We start from the raw sequence: 23,847 nt of genomic DNA, 5'->3' as shown, positions 1-23,847 counted from the left end.
CTGAATACCTTTTGGCTTTTAAAGGCAGAGGCAGAATTATCTGTCTTTGCCTTTTTACTTCTTGAACGTAAATTACAAAAAACGCGCATTTGTTTTTACCGGCTTAGTAAATACAGAGGATTTATATGAAAAATACTTTGAGTATAATAAAGAAAATTTTGGTATCAAACATTGTCATAGCACTGGCGGTATCAATGCTTGCAGGGTGTGGCAAAAAAGATGAAAGTGAAAAGCTCAATATCATAGATGATAATTACAGGAATTATTATGAGATATATGTACACTCATTTTATGATTCTAATGAAGATGGTATAGGTGATCTTAACGGGGTGACTCAGAAACTTGACTATCTCAAAGATCTTGGGATCAATGGCATATGGCTTATGCCTATAATGCCATCACCAACTTATCATAAATATGACGTTGTTGACTATATGGATATTGATTCTGAATATGGCACAATGGAAGATTTTGATAAGCTTGTAGAAGAGTGTCATAAAAGAGGAATAAACATTATCATTGATATGGTAATGAATCATTCTTCATCCCAAAATGAGTGGTTTGTAAAAGCCTGCGACTATCTTAGAACACTTAAGGAAGGTGAAGAGCCTGATAAGAACGTATGTCCATATGTATCTTATTACAATTTTTCCAAAGAAAAGAAAAATGAAGCCTGGTATAGCGTAGAAGGAACTGACTGGTACTACGAAGGTGTGTTCTGGTCTGAAATGCCGGATCTTAACCTTGAAGATGATAATCTAAGAAAAGAATTCGAGACTATATCTGATTTCTGGATAGAACATGGAGTTGACGGATACAGAATGGATGCAGCGATGCATTATGAGGATGATGATCAGGGCGCAACTCTTGAGATAATGAACTGGATATATAATTACTGCCTTTCCAAAAAGTCAGACTTTTATATGGTATCAGAAGTCTGGGCCAATAAGGCGACAATTGCAGCTTTTTATAAGAGCATGACTCCCAGTATGTTCAATTTTGCAGCAGCAGGAGCTGAGGGAACGATTGAGAAAGCTGCAAGGGGACAGCTATCTGCTGATGGCCTTGTAAATGCAATGATTGATTATCAGACTACATATTCTGCGTCCAATCCTGATTATATCGATGCTCCTTTTATCACCAATCATGACCAGGTCAGGGTAGCCAACAATCTAAACTGTGATGCGGGTGATATGAAGATGGCAGCAGGAATACTCATGACTATGAGCGGAAGTACTTTTATATATTATGGCGAAGAAATCGGTATGAAGAGTCAGGGCAAGGATGATCCTAACAAAAGACTTCCTATGAACTGGTCCTATACAGATCCTACGGGAGTATGCGATGTCCCTGAAGGCGCTGACAATGATGTAGAGCAGTCGTTTGAGGCAGTAGATGCGCAGCTTGGGGATGAGATGTCCTTACTAAACTACTATAAGATGGCATTAAAGCTTAGAAACATGAACCCTGAGATTGCCAGAGGAACTATCACAAGAGAAGATGATCTATGCAGCGACTCTTATGCAGCTATAAAGAAGACCTGGACAAGAGATGATGAAACGGGCACGACAGTGACGTCAGCAGTCATAATCTTATATAACACATCAGATGAAGCAGTAGTAGTCGACCTGACAGCTGATGAGTATAAAGAACTGACTATAGCAGGATATCTGACACTTGATGATGTAAGTATATCAATAGAAAATGGCCAGGTAACTATGCCGCCGCAGTCTATATGTGTGTTTAGATAAAAAAGTTATGATCCATATGTACAACTGATACCATGCGACGATGCGCCGCATATAAGCGAAAGGATTAGTTATATATGAAATTAAAATATGACAATTATATTTTTGACTTATATGGAACTTTGATAGATATACACACTGATGAGAGTAGTCCGAAGTTTTGGAAAAAGATTACCGAATTTTATTCATGTTACGGAGCCGATTATAGTCCTGAGCAGTTGCAGCAGACCTATTTTGATCTTGTAAGACAGCAGGAACATGAACTTGCTTACAAACTGGCAATAAGCTTCCCTGAGATAGAGCTTGAGAGAGTCTTTGTAAAGCTTCTGCTAAAAGCTCCTTCTCATCATGAGACATATAGCTCTGTATATCAAATGAATGAGGAAGAGCTTGTGCATAGTCAGTGGGTTCAGGATCTGTCCAATATGTTCAGGATATTATCAAGAGACAGGCTTAAGGTATATCCGGGAGTTATCGACACTCTAAAGACAATTCAAAAAGAAGGCGGAAGGATATTCCTTTTATCTAATGCCCAGGGTCTTTTTACAAGACCTGAGCTGGAGATAACCGGCCTTGCAGGGTATTTTGATGATATTTATATCTCTTCTGAGAATCAAATGAAAAAGCCCCAGCCCCAGTTTATGAAAAAGCTCCTGGATGAGCAGCAGATCACAGCATCAAGCGCTGTTATGATAGGCAATGATTTTCAAAGTGATATAGGAATTGCTGCAGCCTGCAAAGTTGATAGTATATTCCTTAATACAGATGGCCTTAGCCAGCTGGAGATGCGTGCCAGATTATCAAGAGTAACAGATGACTATTACAAAGGCTATAAACCTGAGATAGTAATATCCGGTGATATCAGGGAGATCCTTGATATATGCACTAATAATTAACTATGCAGCTTTTTGCTCCTTGTATTCTTCTGAGAGAGATCTGAATACGGTCTTACGTCCTATAAATCCTATTATCCTTACTATGATAACTCCGGCTATGATGCCTATGGAATCGATGGCTACATCTCGAAGCTGTGGTGATCTTCCATATGAAAATGACTGATGATATTCGTCGAGGAAAGCATATAGTACGCAGAATAAAGTAGCCAGGAAAGATAACTTAAAGCCTCTTATCTTGTATACATATAGAGGCAGGGAAACTGACATTGCAAGAAGGAAATACTCTGTAATGTGAGCTGCCTTTCTTATATAAAACTGGTTGTTTAAAGCATAGTTTGCGATCTGACTTGATGACAGGTCCAGAGCGAATAGGTTGTTGATAAGATCATAAAAATGAAATCCAACATCATAGCTTAAAGAACTAGATTCTGTACCGCTCTGACCTGAAAAAGAATAGATCAGGTACATCATCACAAGTGCAGGAACAAATGATAGTGGTTTAAGTGTGTATCTTAATGTGTATTTGATATACATTCGTAAATATTTCATAGTTAACCTCATTATTATCTGGTGTACTGACTTATTCATATTTGATCAAATATGAATGAGTCAGTACACCAAGGCTATAAATATCTATAAATCTTCTTGTAAGATAAGTCAAGTTGGAGATTATCATCCTAAATTACGATCACAACATATTGATATTAAGTATAGATAATCATTATAATCTATAGTATAGGGGCGAAACATAAAACTAACTTAAAATGGGACTTATATTAAGATTGTTTGCTAGCTTTGCCCAGAATATGAGGTTGTACTTGAAAGGCAGTAGGTTTGAAAATGGCAACTTGATGACGTTTTAGAACGTTTGTTCAAAAATATCATCGAAAATGGCAAAATATTTGGAGAATCGCACTCTGTACAATTTGTGACACTGTTGTTATAATTTATCAGAATTGCGGAGTTGCGTTGTTTTGTAACTATCATTACTGAAAAAATGAGGTGAAGAACATGGCAGATGTAACTGAGAATAGCCCGCAGGATATTGTTAACCGTTATCGTGGTATGGTAGAGACTCTATCTAAGTATTTGAAGTGGTTCAAAGAAAATGATAGCAAAGCAGTCGATCAGAAGTATAATGGATCGAATATGGATACTACCATGATATTTCCGGTATATGATTCTACAGTCCTTTCTTTTGTAAAGGATGCGCAGGCTTCCGGTCTTATGGACCGCAATTATGTGTATTTATATAGTAGGAAGAATCTAAAAACCTGGAAAGACGAACTTGAATATATATCAAATGTAGACATTATGCATTTGGACGATGTCAATCGTATTCTATCCAAGTATGTTCTGGGTGGACAGGTCAAAGCCGGAATGTGGTCAGAAGCTGTTCAGCATGGGATCTTTGAACATGCTGTCAGGAAGATGCAGGAACTTATTGAATTGTGGGATCATGAGAACTGATCCCGTAGTAGAACGCTTTTTCATGCGGGGAGAAGTATGGGAGCCAAGGCAAGCAGAACTGAAAAGCATATTTTAGCTAAGGCTAGGGAGATTTTTTCCAAAAAAGGCTTTAAGAATGTTACTATGCAGGATATCGTAGATGCCTGCGATATAAGTCGTGGTGGATTATATCTTCATTTTTCAAGTGTCGAAGATATATTCCTGGCTGTTCTTAAAGCAGAAGATTCTATTGGATCAGATAACAAAGTTTCTTCTGAGAATGTTGAAGGCGAAGGTGACTATTTAGATGGCATCAGTGTCAGCACTAAACTTTCTGCATCTGACAGATTTGCAGCATTTTTGAAGGAGCAGAAACGCTTTATCCTTCGCAGAAAAGATGGTCTTAGTCTTGCTCTTATGGAATACTATTCTGGTCACAATTCATCCCCTGACAACAATTATATTAAGGGTCGTTTTGACGATTGCGTTCACACCATCGAAGAGATTGTTTCTGATGGTGCTTTAAGTGGTGAATTTGAGTGTGAGGATGTAGCTGGTTTTGCCAGAAATCTTGCATACGTATTGGAAGGACTTAAGACTATGGCAACAGTTGTATCTATATCTGAACAGACCGTCGACAAGGAGATGTTTTATATTCTGCAGGGCATTGTACCTGTAGATCAATATATTAATAATTAATGAAAATGTGCTTCGAAATTCGGAGCACATTTTTTTAAAAAAGAAAGAGGAGAATTATGGTCAGAAGAGTCTATGTAGAAAAAAAGAAACCTTTTGCAGGCAAGGCAAAAGACCTGCGACATGAGATAAGAAGGTATCTTGGTATCATGTCATGCGAGGATGTTCGCGTACTTATAAGATACGATATTGAGAACGTATCTGATGAGGTATTTGAGAAGGCTTGTACTACAGTTTTTTCAGAGCCTCCTGTTGATATACTTTACAGAGAGTCTTTTGACGTTAATGAAGGTGAGCGCGTATTCAGCGTTCAGGCCCTTCCTGGACAGTTCGACCAAAGAGCTGACTCAGCTGAGCAGTGCGTCCGCTTTATACGAGGCGAAGAAGAGCCTATCATCAGAAGTGCTGATACATATGTGATCATAGGCAATGTATCTGACGAGGAGCTTGATAAGATCAAAGAGTATGTTGTAAACCCTGTAGATTCTCGTATAGTAGATGAGACCAAGGCTGATACTCTTGCAACCACATACCCTGAGCCTGAAGATGTCAAGATCTTCGACGGCTTCAAGGATATGAGTCAGGAAGAGCTTAGAAAGCTCTATGATTCACTTGGACTTGCCATGACTTTCAAGGATTTCGAATGGATCCAGACCTACTTCCATGATGAGGAAAAAAGAGATCCTTCCGTTACAGAGATCCGTGTTCTTGATACATACTGGTCTGATCACTGCCGTCATACAACATTTGGCACTGAGCTTAAGACTATAACATTTGGCGAAGGCGATTACAAAAAGCCTATCGAGAATGCATATAATGAATACCTTATCGCACGTGATGAGCTCTACGCTGATCCTGCTAAGAAAAAAGAGAAGTTCATCTCCCTTATGGATCTTGCTCTTGTAGGAATGAAGAAGCTCAAAAAAGACGGTAAGCTCACAGATATGGAAGAATCTGAAGAGAACAATGCCTGCACAGTAGTAGTTCCTGTAGAAGTTGATTACGGTCAGGGCAAGACAACTGAGAACTGGCTTGTATTCTTCAAGAATGAAACACACAACCATCCTACAGAGATCGAGCCTTTCGGCGGCGCTGCAACATGTCTTGGCGGTGCTATCCGTGATCCGCTTTCAGGAAGAGGTTATGTATATCAGGCAATGCGTGTGACAGGTGCTGCAGATCCTACAGTTCCTGTATCCCAGACTCTTAAAGGTAAGCTCTCACAGAAGAAGCTTGTAAGAGGCGCTGCTCAGGGATATTCATCCTATGGTAACCAGATAGGTCTTGCTACAGGATATGTTAAGGAAATATATCACCCTAACTACGTAGCTAAGAGAATGGAAATTGGTGCTGTTATGGGCGCTGCTCCTCAGGCCAATGTAATGCGTAAGAGCTCAGACCCGGGAGATATCATCGTACTTCTTGGCGGACGTACAGGCCGCGATGGAATAGGAGGAGCTACAGGATCTTCCAAGGCTCATACAAATGCCTCACTTACAACATGTGGAGCTGAGGTTCAGAAGGGTAATGCTCCTACAGAGCGTAAACTTCAGAGACTCTTTAGAAGAAAAGAAGTATCATCTATCATCAAGAAGTGTAACGACTTTGGTGCAGGCGGTGTATCAGTAGCAATCGGCGAACTTGCAGATGGCCTTGATGTAAATCTTGATCTTGTACCTAAGAAATATGCAGGTCTTGACGGAACAGAGCTTGCTATATCAGAATCTCAGGAGCGTATGGCAGTAGTGGTTGATCCTAAGGATGTCGATCAGTTCCTTGCATATGCAGCAGAAGAGAACCTTGAAGCTGTAAAGGTGGCGGTAGTAACCAAGGAACCTCGTCTTGTACTTAACTGGAGAGGCAAGAAGATAGTAGATATCTCCAGAGCATTCCTTAATACTAATGGTGCTCACCAGGAGACAGATGTAGAAGTGGAGATTCCTTCAAAGGTAGATAACTATTTTAACAAGGTTGCTTGTGAGAAAGCTGGCGAAGCTCTTTCAAAGGGCGATGTAAAGGCAGCATTCCTTGAGGAGATGAAAGACCTTAACGTATGTTCTCAGAAGGGTCTTGTAGAAAGATTTGACTCATCTATCGGAGCTGCAACAGTTGAAATGCCTTATGGTGGTAAATACCAGCTTACAGAGACTCAGAACATGATAGCAAAGCTTCCTGTTCTTGATGGCGAAAGTGATACAGTAACAATGATGGCTTACGGATTTGATCCATATCTTTCATCCTGGAGCCCATATCACGGCGCTGTATATGCAGTAACAGAGTCTGTAGCAAGAATCGTAGCAGGCGGCGGCGAAGTTAAAGACCTTCACTTCACATTCCAGGAGTATTTCAAGAGAATGACAGAAGATCCAAAGAGATGGTCACAGCCATTTACAGCTCTTCTTGGTGCTCTTGATGCTCAGCTTGGATTTGGTAAGGCTTCAATCGGTGGTAAGGACTCTATGTCAGGATCATTTAATGACATCAACGTACCACCAACACTTGTATCCTTCGCTGTAGATGTAGCAAAGCTTTCAGATGTTGTAACACCTGAACTTAAGGCAGCAGGAGATAAGCTTGTAGAAGTAAGAATCGCAAGAGATGAATATGATCTTCCTGTATATGAGAAAGTTATTGCTCTTTACAATAAGGTTTCAGAGCTTATGAAGAGCGGCGTTATAAAGTCTGCTTATGCTCTTGACGGCTACGGAATCGCTGCAGCAGCTGCAAAGATGTCCTTTGGTAACAAGCTTGGAGTAGCATTTGATGATGCTGTAAGTGCAAAAGATCTTTTTGCAAACGGAATGTGTAATCTCCTTGTAGAAGTTTCTGAAGCAGACCTTTCCAAGGTGCTTGAAGTTGAAGGCGCAAGACTTGTAGGAAGCGTAACAAGCGAAAATGTCTTCACAGTAGAAGGCATCAAGGTAGACGGTGAGGAGCTTCTTAGTGCATGGACAGGAACACTTGAAAAGGTATTCCCTTCAAAAGCAGGAGATGACGAGACTGTTATCGAAACAAAGCTTTATGATACAAAAGATATATATGTATGCAAGAACAAAGTTGCAAAGCCTACAGTATTCATTCCTGTATTCCCGGGAAGTAACTGTGAGTATGACTCTGCAGCAGCTTTCAAGGCAGCAGGCGCTGATGTAGATATCAAGATATTCAGAAACCAGAATGCACAGGATATCTACGAATCAGTTGAAGAGTTTGAAAAGTCAATTGAAAAGGCACAGATCATCATGTTCCCCGGCGGATTCTCAGCAGGCGATGAACCGGACGGATCAGCTAAGTTCTTTGCAACAGCATTCCAGAATGCTAAGATCAAAGAAGCTGTAGAAAAGCTCCTCAACGAAAGAGACGGACTTGTACTTGGTATCTGTAACGGATTCCAGGCTGTCATCAAGCTTGGACTTGTACCAAACGGCAAGATCACAGGTCAGAACGTAGATTCACCTACACTGACATTCAATACAATAGGACGTCACATCTCCAAGATGGCATACCTCAAGGTTGTATCCAATAAGAGCCCATGGCTCCAGGAAGCAAAGCTTGGCGGAGTATATACAAACCCTGCTTCACACGGCGAAGGAAGATTCGTTGCTCCTGAAAATGTTATTGATGACCTGTTTGCAAACGGCCAGGTTGCATTCCAGTACTGCGATGTAGATGGCAACATCTCTATGGACAGCGAATGGAACATCAACGGATCCTACAGAGCTATCGAAGGTATCACATCTCCTGACGGAAGATGTCTTGGTAAGATGTGCCATGCAGAGCGTCGTGGCAAGGGCGTAGCTGTTAACATCTATGGCGAGCAGGATCTTAAGATCTTTAAGTCAGGTGTAGAGTACTTTAAGTAATCAGATATCCTTCGGGCTCTTACAGGGTCCGAAGGTTAACTTTAGTAAAGACAATTATTTTCTTCTTTTTAGAAGCGGAAGGGACAGATAGTTTATGAAAAAAGCCTTTTTAATCCTTGAAGACGGAACAGTGTTTGAAGGACAGGCAATTGGCGCTGATAAGGAAGTTGTCAGTGAGATAGTATTTAATACAACTATGGCAGGCTACACAGAAGTATTTACCGATCCTTCATATGCAGGTCAGGCGGTATGCATGACATATCCTCTTATCGGTAACTACGGAGTATGCCTTGACGATATGGAATCCGAGAGAATCTGGCTTGACGGCATCATAGTCAGAGAACTCTCTGAGGTAGCATCAAACTTCAGATGTGATATGACTTTGGAAGAGTTCCTTGTAAGGTATGATATTCCCGGAGTACAGGGAATCGATACAAGAAAGCTTACAAGGATCCTTCGTGAAAAGGGAACCATGAATGGCGTCATCACAACTAATGAAAACTACAACCTTGATGAGCTGATCAAGAAGATGAAAGCTTATACAACAAAAGGCGTGGTTGAGAAGGTTTCCTGCAAAGAAAAGTATGAGGTTAAGGGCGCAAGAGACCTTTCTGATAACGGACCTGTATCAGGAAGTGCTGTATTTAACGAGGATAACTATAAAGCAGATCTTGCGGGAGATCACTCAAAGAGAGAAAAGAAGCCTTCACTTGTAAGAACACTTAACGGCATAAAGGCAGACGGAACTCACCTTAAGGTAGCTCTCCTTGATGTAGGAGCCAAGTACAATATAGCAGGCTCACTTGCGGCAAGAGGATGTGATGTAACAGTATATCCATATAATACAAGTGCAGAAGAGATCCTTGCCGGAAATCCTGACGGAATAATGCTTTCAAACGGCCCCGGAGATCCAAAGGACTGTGAATCAGTAATTAAGGAAGTTAAAAAGCTCTATGATTCAGATGTTCCGATCTTTGCTATCTGCCTTGGTCATCAGCTCATGGCGCTTGCAACAGGAACAGATACACATAAGCTCAAGTATGGTCACAGAGGTGGTAACCATCCTGTCAAAGAGCTTGCTACTGGCAAGGTGTACATCAGTTCTCAGAATCACGGCTACGTAGTAGATACTGATAAGCTTGATCCTAAAGTTGCAGTACCTGCTTATGTAAATGTTAACGATGGCACTAATGAAGGGCTTAGATATACAGGCAAGAATATATACACTGTCCAGTTCCATCCCGAAGCCAGCGCAGGCCCTCAGGATACAGGAACACTTTTTGACAGCTTTATACACATGATGACAGATGGAATGTTTAGCTAAGATCAGATGAAATGCGGGAACATTTTTTATCTGAGAATATGACCTGATAAAAAGTGTTGTAAAAACTATTGATCGTCAGCTGTTTAAATCATATATAGGAATTGAAAGGAAGTTATTAAATGCCTAAGAATAAAGATGTCAAAAAAGTTTTGGTCATTGGCTCCGGCCCAATAGTAATAGGTCAGGCAGCAGAGTTCGATTATGCCGGTACACAGGCTTGTCGTTCACTTAAAGAAGAGGGAATTGAAGTAGTACTTGTTAACTCAAACCCTGCTACTATCATGACAGACCGCGACATTGCAGACGAAGTTTATATAGAGCCTCTTACAGTCAAGGTTCTGGAACAGATCATAGAAAAAGAAAAACCGGATTCAATCCTTCCTACACTTGGTGGTCAGGCAGGACTTAACCTTGGTATGGAACTTGCAGAATCAGGATTCCTTGATAAGCACGGAGTCAAGCTCCTTGGAACAACTGCTGAGACTATCAAGAAGGCAGAAGACCGTCAGGAATTCAAGGATACTATGGAAAAAATCGGTGAGCCCTGCGCAGCTTCTCTTGTAGTAACAGATGTGGAATCCGGCGTAGAGTTTGCAAGAAAGATCGGATACCCGGTAGTACTTAGACCTGCCTTCACTCTTGGAGGATCAGGCGGCGGTATCGCTCACAACCAGGTAGAACTTGAAGATATTCTTGCTAACGGACTTAGACTTTCACGTGTGCACGAAGTACTTGTAGAAAGATGTATCTCAGGTTGGAAGGAAATCGAGTACGAAGTAATCCGTGACTCAAACGGTAACTGCATCACAGTATGTAACATGGAGAACATTGACCCTGTTGGTGTTCACACAGGTGACTCAATAGTAGTTGCTCCTTCTCAGACACTTACTGACAAAGAGTACCAGATGCTCAGAAGCTCTGCTCTTAATATCATCAATGAACTTCAGATCACAGGTGGATGTAACGTGCAGTTTGCACTTCACCCGACATCTTTTGAGTACTGTGTAATCGAAGTTAACCCTCGTGTAAGCCGTTCATCAGCGCTTGCATCCAAGGCTACAGGTTATCCTATCGCCAAGGTTGCAGCCAAGATCGCACTTGGCTATACACTTGATGAGATACCTAATGCGATCACAGGTAAGACCTATGCTTCATTTGAGCCTGCGCTTGACTACTGCGTACTGAAGTTCCCAAGACTTCCATTTGATAAGTTCATCACAGCTAAGAGAACTCTCTCAACTCAGATGAAGGCTACAGGTGAAGTTATGTCTATCTGCACCAACTTCGAAGGTGCCATGATGAAGGCTATAAGATCACTTGAGCAGCATGTAGACTCACTTACAAGCTATGACTTTACAGATCTTTCTGATGAAGATCTTGCAGAAGATCTTAAGAAAGTTGATGATATGCGTATCTGGCGTATAGCAGAAGCTTTAAGAAGAGGCGTAAGCTACGAAGAGATCCATGATATATCTCAGATTGATATATGGTTTATCAATAAGATAGATAATCTTGTAAAGGTAGAGAAGGCTATTAAGGCTGAAGGTAAGAATCTTTCAGTAGATACACTTCTTAAAGCCAAGAGACTTGAGTATCCTGATAACGTAATTGCAGAATATACGGGCCTAACAATAGATGAAGTCAAAGAGCTTCGCTACAAGAACAATATCGTTGCATCATACAAGCTCGTAGATACCTGTGCAGCAGAGTTTGAAGCTCAGACACCATACTACTATTCAGTATATGATGGACCTGATTCTGAGGATGAAGCAGCACTTAAGAGAACTGACAAAAAGAAAATCCTGGTACTTGGTTCAGGCCCTATCAGAATCGGTCAGGGTATCGAGTTCGACTACTGCTCAGTACATGCTACATGGGCATTTAAGAAAGCCGGATTTGAGACTATCATCATCAACAATAACCCTGAGACAGTATCAACAGACTTCGATATAGCAGATAAGCTCTACTTCGAGCCTCTTACACCTGAAGATGTTGAGAATATAGTACGTCTTGAAAAGCCTGACGGAGCTGTAGTTCAGTTCGGTGGTCAGACTGCTATCAAGCTTACTCAGGATCTTATGAAGATGGGTGTTAAGATCTACGGAACTGATGCTAAAGACGTAGATGCAGCAGAAGATAGAGAGATCTTCGATGAGATTCTTGAAAAGACTCAGATAAAGCGTGCCGAAGGTGCTACAGTATATACAGCAGAAGAAGCCAAGGAAGTAGCTAACAGACTTGGATATCCTGTACTTGTACGTCCTTCATATGTACTTGGCGGTCAGGGAATGCAGATAGCACTTTCTGATCAGGAGATAGAAGAGTTCATGAACATCATCAACAGATATGCTCAGGATCATCCTATCCTTGTAGATAAGTATCTTCAGGGTATTGAGACAGAGGTTGACGCTGTATGCGACGGCGAAGATATCGTAATCCCCGGTATCATGGAGCATATCGAAAGATCAGGTGTTCATTCAGGTGACTCTATATCAGTATATCCTGCCCAGTCCCTGTCCCAGAAGGTTAAGGATACTATCGCAGAGTATACAAAGAGACTTGCTAAGGCCCTTAATGTAATAGGTCTTATCAATGTTCAGTTTATAGCTGTTGGAGATGAAGTATACATCATCGAGGCTAACCCAAGATCATCCCGTACTGTTCCATACATCAGTAAAGTAACAGGTATACCGATAGTAGACCTTGCAGCACAGGTTATGATGGGAAGGAAACTTAAAGATCTTGGCTATACACCGGGACTTCAGCCGGAAGCATCACATGTAGCTATCAAGATGCCTGTATTCTCCTTCGAGAAGATAAGAGGCGCTGAGATCAGCCTTGGACCTGAGATGAAGTCAACAGGTGAGTGTCTTGGTATAAGCACAAACTTCAAAGAAGCTCTGTACAAGGCTTTCCTTGGAGCAGGAGTATCACTTCCCAAACACAAGCAGATGATCATCACAGTTAAGGATGCCGATAAGGGCGAGATCATCGATATCGCAAGACGCTATGAGAAGCTTGGATATATCATCTATGCTACACTTGGAACAGCAGATGTCCTGAACCAGAACGGCGTCAAGGCACGTAAAGTCAACAACATCCACCAGGAATCACCTACAGTCATGGACCTTATCCTAGGCCACAAGATCGACCTTGTAATCGATACACCTACTCAGGGTCGTGACAAGAGCCGTGACGGATTCCTCATCCGCCGTACTGCCATAGAGACAGGTGTAAATGTCATCACAGCACTCGATACTGCTAAAGCTCTTGTATCAAGTCTTGAGAATGCATATAACGAAGAGGGACTTGAGCTTGTAGACATAGCTAAGATCTGATATATATCAAATGTATAGTTTCCCGCTTTTTTGAGAAAAACGAGAACTTATATGTAATAATATAAAATACAAATCCTCCTAAGAAGACACGTAATAAGACCTGTTCTTTTTAGGAGGATTTTTTGACCTGTTTCATAAATTTCGATGCATTTCATCGGGTATAATATGCATTTCGTCAGAAATCCATGAATGATAGATTTTTGTAAGTATAATATGTGTGAGACATTGAGCTTATTGAAGGTCAATGTAAACAACTAATTATTTGGGGGAGAATGTAATGAGAAACAGGATATTCATGGATGTACCAATGTCAGTAAGTTAGGTTATCAATAGAATTAAAAGTGTGTTATTCGTAATAAGTTATTTTAAGGGGAGTTTATGGTTATTTTTGAAGAAACAAAAGATGATTATCATGATATATTCAGCCTGTTTTGGTTCTTGGTTTTGATTACAATATGGGCAATTTTTGGCGTTTTAATAGACTATACAGGCGGAATTAATTCAGAATTAAATTATCCTTTTTATATAATATTAGTAATTGGCTTTTTCTGGGGCATTATATTGTTGATAGCCAATTTAAAGCGATGTATTTCTAATTTAAATAAAAAGAAATTCATTTTTGATTATCATTCTTTTACCATCAAGCATTTTATTTTCAAGAAAAGATATGAATACAGCGGACTTCGTAATGTGAGTATAAATTATGATTTTATAACTTTTGTATATTATGATACGCATAATACTATTGAAATTAAGGAATATGAAATTGCATATAATGTTGCAGCAGAAATAGAAAAACATCTTAAGGCAGGAGACATGGCAGACTGATGAGTTTTTGTGACAAATGTATTGATCGTACTGATATAAGAATCGGTGACTATTGGAGCGCCTTTGAAGGCAGTGAAGAGGCTCTTCCTTTTTTCCCAAAATTTAATAATCTGTCAGTTGAAAACACAGAGTATTCAAACCGGTTTAAAATAAGGGTTTCCAACAATGGAGCATTTGGACTGGAGTATATTTTGACACAGGGCCAGTATTGCAGTTCATTAAAAAGAAAATATAGTATACCATTTGTATTGTTAAAACTTTTGCTTGGCGCTTATTATGCATACTTTATCTATGCATCTGTTGCATTTGAATATGAAGCGAATTTTGATAGGTATATGGAATGTTTGTTTTTTATTATGATTCCTATCACGTTGTTTCTGGCTCTTTTGTACTGGACTTCTTTCAAATACTTTAGGCTGGTTGAAAAATATGTTCTGAAATATAAATGTGAAAAAGAGATTCCGTCGTATTATGCATCATCTAGATCATTTAATGATGACTCTTTTGATAAGACTTATGATGCTGTTAGTAAATTTGATGAGCTATTCGACGAAGACCATTTCCTGGAGTTCGATTCGATAGATGATTCTGACGACCTTTGCAGAGGGTTAAAAGATCTGATCTTGGATGATGCAGATTATGATGATAATGCATATCGCAGCTTTGTTGAGAATCTGAATATAGAGCTTATTGATATCACAGATAATGCTGCGCAGGTTTTGTATAATAGCTTTGGAGCTTTTGACGTTCAATATGATGAGTTTGCGTTAAGATTTAGACAGCTTTTGTCAGAGACAGATGTTATTCATGGAAGCAAGTATCAGAAAATCTATATTGCGGGGGGAGATCTTGCTAAAGAACATTTAGGAAGTCTTAAGCATTTTATGATGCTGGATAAGGTCTATAGTATTTTTCTTGTCGTGTATCCTGATGAAACTGTTGTTATTGGGTATGGGGAATTTGAGTCGTAGAATATCCTGATGTTATAGATCATTTATTCTTTTTTTATAGAAGGGGATGAATATAATGGATATTGTATATAAAAAGCTAACTGAAAATGAACTTGACCAGATCATTGAAATGAGAATTAATCAGCTGACAGAAGAGTATACTTCGGAAGGTAAGACTGTTCCTGAAAATGTGGATCTTAAGAAGTCGCTGATGGATTTTTATACCAAGAATATGGCTGCTGGTACATATGTATCCTGGCTTGCTTTTGACGGCGATAAGATAGTTGGCACAAGCGGAATGTCTTTTGCAGAAAAGCCTCCGTACTTCACTTGTCCTACAGGGAGACTTGGAATCTTATCAAGTATGTATACTGATCCTGATTATAGAAGGATGGGGATTGCAACGCAGCTTCTGGACAGAGTTGTCAAGGAAGCTAAGGACTATGGATGCGGAACAATCTATATTACAGCTTCTAATATGGGTGTTAAATTATACGAATCATATGGATTTAAGCAAAATGGTAATTTCATGCAATATAATTTCTGAGAAAATATAAAGGTTAGAGATATTTATTTTTAATAAAGATGTTATGCCGGTCACTGTTAGATATTTGTAACAGTGACCGGCACGTTTTTTCTCATTAGTGAGAAGTTTAGTAATAGTATTGTTTTTTAGGGCACAAAAAATGGATCCGAAGATCCATCTGGAAGTATTATTTAGGCCATTCTTGCGAAGGCTGCAGTACATTTGTTGAAGATGTCATCTGCGAGATCGTCGAGATTATCATTATCTTCTTCAGTAATGTTATCAGTTGCGGAAGTGGTTGTTGTACCCTGCATGCTCAGAAGTCCGTTGATTACGTCAACTGCTTTGATGTAGTTGTCATCTGATAACATTTTTAGTTTTTCTAAAGTTGTGTCAAGCGCCTGCATTACTAATAAATCCTTTCATATATCATCCTTAATAAAAAATCAACTTTTATATAATAGACCGAAAAAAAGCCATTTTCAAGCTAAAACTTTAATTCGCATAGTGCTAGACGGCATTTGGATTATGCCTTGATTTTATTTAGTTTTCTTGATTAAAATTCATGTTTGGGGCCTATGTTTTTGACGAAAATTTTGAGTAAAAAAGCCTTGCAAAAAGGTATGGTTGGGTGTATATTGAATACAACATATGAACAAATGCTCATATAATTAAAAATAAATCAAGGCCATGGTGCCGGAAAGAGGAATAATATGAAGAAAACTTACGCTATTGATGTTGATTGTGCTAACTGTGCAGCTAAGATGGAAGATGCTGCCAAGAAGACAGAGGGTGTAAAGGACTGCGTAGTTAACTTTATGGCTCTTAAGATGAAGGTTGAGTTCGAAGAGGGCGCTGATCCTGCAGTTGTAATGCCTGAAGTACTTAAGAACTGCAAAAAGGTAGAGGATGACTGTGATATTACATTCTAAGTCTTGTAAATTATTGAATGTTAGGGAATTTTAGATATTAGGATATCTCTTTTGGGTAGAAAAGGAGATGTTCGATTAAGAGTAGCCGTTTAAATGAATATATACTTTAAAGGCTATTAAGAAGGAATGCTTATGAACAAGAAACAGAAAAAGACACTAATCAGGATCATAATATCAGCAATACTTATGATAGCCGGAATATTCATTCCGCTCGAAGGCATTGCGCTGTTTGTTTTTTACCTGATTCCATATTTTATCATTGGATATGATGTCCTTTTGAAGGCATGGAAGGGTATATTAAACCGCCAGCCTTTTGATGAATGCTTCCTTATGGCTGTTGCAACCATAGGAGCTATAGTCGTAGCTATCATGGGTAAGGGCGAATATACTGAGGCGATTGCGGTTATGCTTTTTTACCAGATAGGAGAGTGGTTCCAGAGCGTGGCTGTAGGTAAGTCAAGGCGCAATATCTCAGAGCTGATGGATATAAGACCTGACTACGCTAATATAGAAAATGAGGATGGAAGCCTTGAAAAGGTTGATCCTGATGAGGTAGAAGCTGGAACTGTTATAGTTGTGGAGCCTGGCGAGAAGATTCCGATCGATGGAATCGTAGAATCAGGTAGATCTACTCTTAATACAAGTGCTCTTACGGGTGAGAGCATTCCTACTGATGTAGAAGAGGGCGATGAGGTGCTTAGCGGCTGCATCAATATGTCTGGTATCCTTCGCATTAGAACTACTAAAGAGTTTGATGAATCTACTGCTTCCAAGATCCTTGATCTTGTTGAGAATGCAAGTTCAAGAAAGTCTAAGTCAGAACAGTTCATTACTAAGTTCGCAAGAGTTTATACTCCTGTAGTTGTATACAGTGCTCTTGTGCTTGCAATCCTTCCCCCACTTGTAAGGATGCTTTTCATGGGACTTGATCCTATGTGGCCTGAGTGGATCTACAGGGCGCTTACCTTCCTTGTAATCAGCTGTCCTTGTGCTCTTGTTGTTAGTATACCTCTTAGCTTTTTTGCCGGACTTGGCGGATCAAGCAGAGAAGGCGTACTTATAAAGGGCTCCAACTATATGGAGATGCTGTCAAAGGTTAGAACTGTTGTTTTTGATAAAACAGGAACTCTTACAAAGGGCGTATTTGAAGTTAACGGAATTCATCATTCAAAGTTTCAGGACGAGGAGCTTTTGTATTTTGCAGCACATGTTGAGAGTGCTTCTTCACATCCTATCAGTAAGAGCCTTCAGAAGGCATTTGGTAAGGATATTGACAGAAAGCTTGTTTCTGATATTAAGGAGATAAGCGGTAAGGGCGTAACGGGAATAGTTGATGGCAAGAAGGTTGCGGCAGGTAACGAAAAGCTCATGAAAGAGCTTGGAATCGACTTTATACCATGTCATCATACCGGCACAATAGTGCATGTTGCAATTGATGATAAATATGCAGGTCACATTTTGATCTCTGATGTGATAAAATCAGAGTCAGGCGATGCGATAAGGTCTCTTAAGGGAAGCGGCATCAAAAAGACTATCATGCTTAGCGGCGATGCCAAAGCTGTTGCTACGGAAGTCGCAGAAAGCCTTAAACTTGACGAAGTCAGAAGTGAACTTCTTCCAGGAGATAAGGTATCTGAGATTGAAAGAATCATTAATGAAAATGGTAAAGATGGTAAGGTCGCTTTCGTTGGTGACGGAATCAATGATGCACCTGTACTTTCAAGAGCAGATATAGGAATCGCCATGGGAGCTCTTGGTTCGGATGCGGCTATAGAAGCTGCAGATGTAGTTCTTATGAACGATGATCCAAGACTTATAGCAAAAGCAATAAAAATATCGCGTAAGTGTATGAGTATCGTTTATGAAAACATAGTATTTGCGATTGGTGTTAAGGTAATATGCCTTATCCTTGGAGCTGTTGGTATTGCAAATATGTGGCTTGCGGTATTCGCTGATGTAGGCGTACTCATTATCGCAGTTATAAATGCTATCAGAGCTCTCTTTGTAAAGAAGTTGTAAAAAGAGATAATGGATATGGTGTGACTATAGATGGTACAGTCTACATCGATAGTGTTATAGATCAGAAAATGGAGAATTATTATGGCAGAACATTTTAAAATACCACAGAGCATAAATGCAGATGATGAGAAGCTTATGAATCTTGCGGATCTGTTCAAAGCATATGGAGATGTTACAAGGCTTCGTATCATGTTCAGACTTTCAGATGGTGCGTGCTATGTTACGGATCTTGCAGATGATCTTGGTATGACGCAGTCTGCCATATCTCATCAACTTAAGCTCCTTAGACAGGCAGGACTAGTGGGAGCAAAGCGTGATGGAAGAAATATAATCTACAGCCTTGCGGACGAGCATGTCAGCACTATAATCTCACAGGGCTGGGATCATATTAATGAATGATATTAAAGGATGACCAGACATACTACTAAAGCACATATAGTACCGGTTATGACTCCGGCAACTATCTCAGGGAATGTATGTCCCATCTTTTCATCAAGATTTTTATCGTAAAGAGGTTCTTTATTTTCAGCAAGATCTCGTTCTCTGAGCTTGTTGAGGATATAGGCCTCTTTTCCTGTTGTAAGGCGAACGCCCATTGCATCGTACATTACGACCATTGCAAAGAAGAATGCGATAACAAATTCAAAAGAAGAAACGCCGTATACGATACCTGTAGAAATAAAAAGTCCTGTAACGAGAGATGAATGTGTGCTTGGCATGCCGCCACCGCCTACAAGGCGCTTAACACTAAAACCGTCACGTATAGAATCAATTATTACTTTGACAAGCTGAGCTACGAACCATCCTGAACCGGCTGATACGAAAACTTTGTTGGTAAAAAGATCTGTAAGAAATGAAATCATTGTATATTCCCCCGAAATACTATCCCTATATTTTGTATGCAGGTATATAAGGTATTTTTGATACCTGCTGAAGATCAGATTACGATCATAATCCTCACGTCATATAATAACACAGAAAAAATCAAGTACCCAAAACGAATTTCCGCATATTTGTGAAAAGTGTTTAAAAGAATCTAATAAGTATACCCTAAAATAAATATTTCACTTCACAAAGTGGCGTAAAATCTAGCAAACCACATTTTGTGGAAAAAATATCTTTTGCAAACACAATATATAGTGGTATAATTTCTGTGGGGATATTGGATATTAATTCATTTTATTTCGTTTATATATTTTTTCACGGATAATAACAACAATGAGAATAGCCGGAACGATCAAACATTCACTGGTCAATGGACCAGGTATACGTTTTGTAGTCTTTTTTCAGGGGTGTATTCATCACTGCAAGGGTTGCCAGAACATGGACACCTGGGACCCGGACGGTGGCGAATCCATAGAACCTGATGAGCTAATAGAGATGATCAGAAATACAAAACATCTTGACGGAGTTACACTATCCGGAGGAGATCCTTTTATGCAGGCACAAAGCGCGGCGTATGTTGCTAAAGCCTGCCATGATATGGGACTTTCTGTATGGTGCTATACAGGATATACCTACGAAGAGATCATGGAAGGAAAGGCTCCCGAAGGGGCAGTAGAGCTTCTTGGAGAGACAGATGTTCTTGTGGACGGAAGGTTTGAAATTGATCTTAAATCCGAAGAGTGTCTGTACAGAGGAAGTACCAACCAAAGGCTTATCGATACGAAAGAAAGTATAGCAAAAGAATATGTGTGTGATTGGAGGCAGACTGACTGATAGAGCTGGCTTACATCTTATAGGGGCCGTTTCTGCCTTTTGGACTGTTTAAATTTATAAGGGGGTTTACAATGATCAACACTATCGTAAAACGTGACGGTACACAGGTGAAATTTGATGAGGCCAAGATCACCTCAGCCATGCAGAAGGCACTGGATTCAGTCAAGGCCGACTATTCTGATAAGGATCTCAAGACGCTCACAGGTGCGGCTGTAGTAGATCTTTATGTCAACAGTGCTGACAAGAACCTGTGTGTATCTGTCGAACAGGCTCAGGATGCGGCAGAAGCAGCTCTTATGAGGGGCGGCTATTATACTGCTGCAAGATCTTTTATCCTTTACAGACAGACTCACAAGGTTATAAGAGGTATAACCAAAGAGGTTAAGAATTTTGCCGTAGGTATGGTAGATGGTTCACTTGGTAGTGCTGATGATATGACAGATGCTGATCCTTGTCAGGCTATGGATATCATAAAGAATCAGAACGCTTCTACAGCAGGTGGCACCATGGGTGCGGCTATCCTTGCAGAGTCTGAAGCTATTACCAAGATGTGGTGGGAGAATATATATGATCCTGAGATAAGATCTCTGTGCCAGATTGATGGCGGCAATGGTGAGATATATATCCATGATATGGGTATGGCAGCAGGATACTGCGCAGGATGGTCACTTAAGGATCTTCTGCTTAACGGTCTTGGCGGCGTTCCTAACAAGATTGCATCAAGCCCTGCATCACACTTATCTACTGCAGTTATGCAGCTTGTAAATTTCCTTGGAATCATGCAAAATGAATGGGCTGGTGCTCAGGCTGTATCTTCTTTTGATACATATCTTGCACCTTTTGTTAAGGCTGATGATCTGTCCTATGCAGAAGTCAAGCAGTGCATGCAGTCATTTGTTTTTGGCGCCAACGTATCAAGCAGATGGGGAAGCCAGTGTCCTTTTTCCAATATAACTTTGGACTGGACTGTTCCGGAAGATATGGCTCCGCAGAAGGCTATAGTAGGCGGCAAGGAGCAGGAATTCACCTATGGCGATTGCAAGCGTGAGATGGATATGATCAATAAGGCATTCCTTGAAGTTATGATTAAGGGTGATGCCAACGGAAGAGGCTTCCAGTATCCTATTCCCACATATTCAATTACCAGGGATTTCGACTGGTCTGATACAGAGAACAACAGACTTTTGTTCGAAATGGCTGCCAAGTACGGAACACCATATTTTTCCAATTATATTAATTCCGATATGAAGCCATCAGATGTCAGATCTATGTGCTGCAGACTACGCCTTGATCTTAGAGAACTTAGAAAGCAGAATGGCGGTAATTTCGGAGCCGGAGAAAACACAGGATCGATAGGTGTAGTAACTATAAATCTTCCGCATATAGCATATATATCTGCAACTGAGGAAGATTTCTTCAAAGAACTTGAATATGCAATGAATATTGCTGCAAGAAGCCTTGATATCAAGAGAAGAGTAGTGACACAGTACCTTAATAAGGGCGCATATCCTTATACCAAGGTATATCTTAAGGCAGGATTCAAGAACCACTTCTCGACAATAGGACTTGTAGGAATGAATGAAGCGTGCCTTAATGCAGGATGGATAGGCGAAGATCTTACATCCGACAGGGCGCTTGAGTGGGCCGGAAAAGTTCTTGATTTTATGAGAAATAAGCTCTCTGATTATCAGGAACAGTACGGGTGCCTTTTCAACCTTGAGGCAACTCCTGCAGAGTCAACCTGCTATACACTTGCCCGCATGGATAGAAGGAACTTCCCTGACATCATTACAGCAGGCAGAAGCGGCGAAACTCCTTACTATACCAATTCATCACATCTTCCTGTTGGAGCAGTTGATGATATATTCGATGCTCTGGACAAAGAAGATGACCTTCAGTGCAAGTATACAAGCGGAACAGTATTCCACGCATTCCTTGGGGAGAGACTCCCTGACTGGAAGCAGGCAGCTAAGTCTGTAAGGACTATCGCTGAGAACTATAGACTTCCATACTTTACACTTTCTCCTACATACTCAATCTGTGAAGATCACGGATATATTAATGGAGAGACCAGTATCTGCCCTGTATGCGGAGGTAAGGCTGAGACTTATTCAAGGATCACGGGATATTATCGTCCTGTAAGTAACTGGAATGCCGGTAAGGCTCAGGAATTTGAAGACAGGAAGACCTACAATATGAGCCGTATTGTAAGTAAGAGTGCATCTGAGATCCTGAATCATGTTGATGCAAATAATGATGCGACTCAGAATGCTATCGAGAAGGAATTCGAGCAGGCCAGAGTTGCAAGAGAAAACCTGGCATCTTTCTTGTCAGGAGACAGCGCAGTTTCGAAGGAACCTGTTCTTGAAGTTATCGAAGAACATAGCGATGAACCGGGAATCATGGTCACAGATGATCAGATAACTCTTCTGACAACCAAGGACTGTCCCAGATGCCGCATGGCCAAGGAAGCTTTGGATCAAAGAATGGTAGAGTATTCTATCATCGATGCTTCCTTTGATGAAGGAAGAGATATGGCACTCAAATACGGAATCATGTCAGCACCTGCCATGTTCGTAGATTATGGAACTTCTGAAAAGGTCATTACTGACTTTAACGAGATAATGCGATTCATAAAGACAATTGACGTAGCTGAGAAGGTTGGGTATTAATTAGTAACTGTAACTTCGCGTTTGGGCGGGGGCAGTATCACCAAAGGATTTGCAGGGACGGACAGTATATAGATTCTTGCCATGCTGTTAATCGTTTTAAACTTCATGGCACGATAGCTGTAGCTTTTCATTCTGGGGTCCAAAACTCGCTTCGCTCAGACAGTTGGACGACAGTGTAAATTTACTGTAGGATTTAATGGGTTAAAGGAACCTTGATATGCCTTCGCCTTGTTGGCATCATAAGAATAAGCGAAATTTCATCCGCTCATTTTAGGCTATCATCATGAAGTTTGAGTGTCAATAATAGTCCCCTTTCCATCGTACTAAACTAATGTAATTGCTACCGTACGCCACCCTTGACCGAACCCGACAGAAACGCTGCTTGGCTTTGCCGACGGTGAAGATGATAAGAACAGCTAATACTTCCACCGTCGGGGACAACATCGTAGCGTTTCTGTCGGAACCCATCAAGGGCAAGCCCTGCTACGCAGGATGGCTGGTTCTATACCTCGGGCTCAGAATCCAAGAACAGCTTTATGCGTTTTTATTCAACTTATCATAAGGTCCATATTTGACTGTTGAAATATAACTTTTCTTTGGTCTGCAAACTCAATGATTGGTTCATCTGATCATAGTATTTTCCTACAAGCCCATGCTTATTGCGTTCTGAACTAAGTATTTCACTGGATGATAGTATCTGGCTGTATTCAGCTCCTGCCGCTACTGGTTCTTCCTTTTGGTAACGTACTAGTTCCAGCATATCTCCTCCGTTCTTATAGTACGCTCTGAGTCGGCACATCTTGTCTGCACCAATCCGACTCCACCCATGAGGCCTCGAGCTCATTCTATCAGAAAGTATGTGGCTTACATGGCCTTCTGCACTACAGCCC

At 40.5% G+C, this 23,847-nt stretch carries 19 protein-coding genes; 15 read left to right on the top strand and 4 right to left on the bottom strand.

Annotated elements, in window-relative coordinates:
- The first annotated feature begins 125 nt into the window (after positions 1–125).
- Complete coding sequence (locus tag BMX21_RS15015) at positions 126–1,751, top strand: alpha-amylase family glycosyl hydrolase (RefSeq protein WP_092045613.1); 1,626 nt, start codon at positions 126–128, stop codon at positions 1,749–1,751.
- Positions 1,752–1,825: 74 nt separating this feature from the next.
- Positions 1,826–2,644 carry an HAD family hydrolase gene (locus BMX21_RS15010; RefSeq protein WP_092045611.1) on the top strand — a complete coding sequence of 273 codons (819 nt, stop codon included), beginning with the start codon at positions 1,826–1,828 and terminating at the stop codon, positions 2,642–2,644.
- Here BMX21_RS15010 and BMX21_RS15005 read toward each other — a convergent pair whose 3' ends face one another.
- Positions 2,645–3,193: a VanZ family protein gene (locus BMX21_RS15005; RefSeq protein ID WP_092045609.1), complete on the bottom strand. Its 549-nt coding sequence runs from the start codon at positions 3,191–3,193 to the stop codon at positions 2,645–2,647.
- A 462-nt stretch (positions 3,194–3,655) separates the two neighbouring features.
- Between BMX21_RS15005 and BMX21_RS15000 the strand changes: the two genes are divergently transcribed.
- The 8 genes from BMX21_RS15000 (at position 3,656) to BMX21_RS14965 (ending at position 15,636) form a co-directional block, all read left to right on the top strand.
- A complete protein-coding gene (locus tag BMX21_RS15000) occupies positions 3,656–4,114 on the top strand; it encodes a DUF6508 domain-containing protein (protein ID WP_022753487.1) in 459 nt (152 codons plus the stop codon).
- Between the two features lie 36 nt (positions 4,115–4,150).
- Positions 4,151–4,792 (top strand): TetR/AcrR family transcriptional regulator, encoded by a 642-nt coding sequence (locus tag BMX21_RS14995; protein WP_092045607.1) that lies wholly within the window; start codon positions 4,151–4,153, stop codon positions 4,790–4,792.
- 56 nt (positions 4,793–4,848) lie between these two features.
- The gene (locus tag BMX21_RS14990; RefSeq protein WP_092045605.1) at positions 4,849–8,649 is read left to right on the top strand and encodes a phosphoribosylformylglycinamidine synthase; all 3,801 of its coding nucleotides are present in this window, start codon (positions 4,849–4,851) and stop codon (positions 8,647–8,649) included.
- 94 nt (positions 8,650–8,743) lie between these two features.
- Complete coding sequence (locus BMX21_RS14985) at positions 8,744–9,973, top strand: carbamoyl phosphate synthase small subunit (protein WP_092045602.1); 1,230 nt, start codon at positions 8,744–8,746, stop codon at positions 9,971–9,973.
- Positions 9,974–10,092: 119 nt separating this feature from the next.
- Positions 10,093–13,311 (top strand): carbamoyl-phosphate synthase large subunit, encoded by a 3,219-nt coding sequence (gene carB / locus BMX21_RS14980; protein ID WP_092045600.1) that lies wholly within the window; start codon positions 10,093–10,095, stop codon positions 13,309–13,311.
- Positions 13,312–13,689: 378 nt separating this feature from the next.
- Positions 13,690–14,139 (top strand): hypothetical protein, encoded by a 450-nt coding sequence (locus BMX21_RS14975; protein WP_092045598.1) that lies wholly within the window; start codon positions 13,690–13,692, stop codon positions 14,137–14,139.
- A complete protein-coding gene (locus BMX21_RS14970) occupies positions 14,139–15,110 on the top strand; it encodes a hypothetical protein (protein ID WP_092045596.1) in 972 nt (323 codons plus the stop codon). The genes BMX21_RS14975 and BMX21_RS14970 overlap by 1 nt, the downstream gene beginning before the upstream one ends.
- A 55-nt stretch (positions 15,111–15,165) precedes the next feature.
- On the top strand, positions 15,166–15,636 hold the full coding sequence (locus tag BMX21_RS14965) for a GNAT family N-acetyltransferase (RefSeq protein ID WP_092045594.1): 471 nt from the start codon (positions 15,166–15,168) through the stop codon (positions 15,634–15,636).
- A 170-nt stretch (positions 15,637–15,806) separates the two neighbouring features.
- Here the strand turns inward: BMX21_RS14965 and BMX21_RS14960 are convergent, their stop codons facing one another.
- Positions 15,807–16,022 (bottom strand): hypothetical protein, encoded by a 216-nt coding sequence (locus BMX21_RS14960; RefSeq protein WP_027215783.1) that lies wholly within the window; start codon positions 16,020–16,022, stop codon positions 15,807–15,809.
- A 306-nt stretch (positions 16,023–16,328) separates the two neighbouring features.
- On the opposite strand from BMX21_RS14960, the gene BMX21_RS14955 reads away from it, so the two are divergent.
- The 3 genes from BMX21_RS14955 to BMX21_RS14945 all read left to right on the top strand — a co-directional run bounded on the left by BMX21_RS14955 (position 16,329) and on the right by BMX21_RS14945 (position 18,965).
- The gene (locus tag BMX21_RS14955; protein WP_092045592.1) at positions 16,329–16,547 is read left to right on the top strand and encodes a cation transporter; all 219 of its coding nucleotides are present in this window, start codon (positions 16,329–16,331) and stop codon (positions 16,545–16,547) included.
- 132 nt (positions 16,548–16,679) lie between these two features.
- A complete protein-coding gene (locus BMX21_RS14950; protein ID WP_092045590.1) occupies positions 16,680–18,566 on the top strand; it encodes a heavy metal translocating P-type ATPase in 1,887 nt (628 codons plus the stop codon).
- 81 nt (positions 18,567–18,647) lie between these two features.
- Positions 18,648–18,965: an ArsR/SmtB family transcription factor gene (locus BMX21_RS14945; protein WP_092045588.1), complete on the top strand. Its 318-nt coding sequence runs from the start codon at positions 18,648–18,650 to the stop codon at positions 18,963–18,965.
- A 2-nt stretch (positions 18,966–18,967) separates the two neighbouring features.
- Here BMX21_RS14945 and BMX21_RS14940 read toward each other — a convergent pair whose 3' ends face one another.
- Positions 18,968–19,429 (bottom strand): divergent PAP2 family protein, encoded by a 462-nt coding sequence (locus BMX21_RS14940; protein ID WP_051199693.1) that lies wholly within the window; start codon positions 19,427–19,429, stop codon positions 18,968–18,970.
- 355 nt (positions 19,430–19,784) lie between these two features.
- Here BMX21_RS14940 and nrdG point away from each other — a divergent pair, with 355 nt between their 5' ends.
- Both nrdG and BMX21_RS14930 read left to right on the top strand, forming a co-directional pair.
- Positions 19,785–20,285, top strand: a complete 501-nt coding sequence (nrdG, locus tag BMX21_RS14935; protein WP_022753497.1) for an anaerobic ribonucleoside-triphosphate reductase activating protein — start codon at positions 19,785–19,787, stop codon at positions 20,283–20,285.
- A gap of 71 nt (positions 20,286–20,356) precedes the next feature.
- On the top strand, positions 20,357–22,957 hold the full coding sequence (locus tag BMX21_RS14930) for a ribonucleoside triphosphate reductase (RefSeq protein WP_177174060.1): 2,601 nt from the start codon (positions 20,357–20,359) through the stop codon (positions 22,955–22,957).
- A 556-nt stretch (positions 22,958–23,513) separates the two neighbouring features.
- Here the strand turns inward: BMX21_RS14930 and BMX21_RS19975 are convergent.
- A partial coding sequence (locus BMX21_RS19975) for a UPF0236 family transposase-like protein (RefSeq protein ID WP_330390240.1) occupies positions 23,514–23,847 on the bottom strand: 334 nt, incomplete at its 5' end.

The organism is Butyrivibrio sp. TB, from assembly GCF_900110805.1.
Taxonomy (GTDB): domain Bacteria; phylum Bacillota; class Clostridia; order Lachnospirales; family Lachnospiraceae; genus Butyrivibrio; species Butyrivibrio fibrisolvens_C.
Note: the sequence above shows the minus strand (reverse complement) of the source record. Positions and strands in the feature narration are given on the sequence as shown.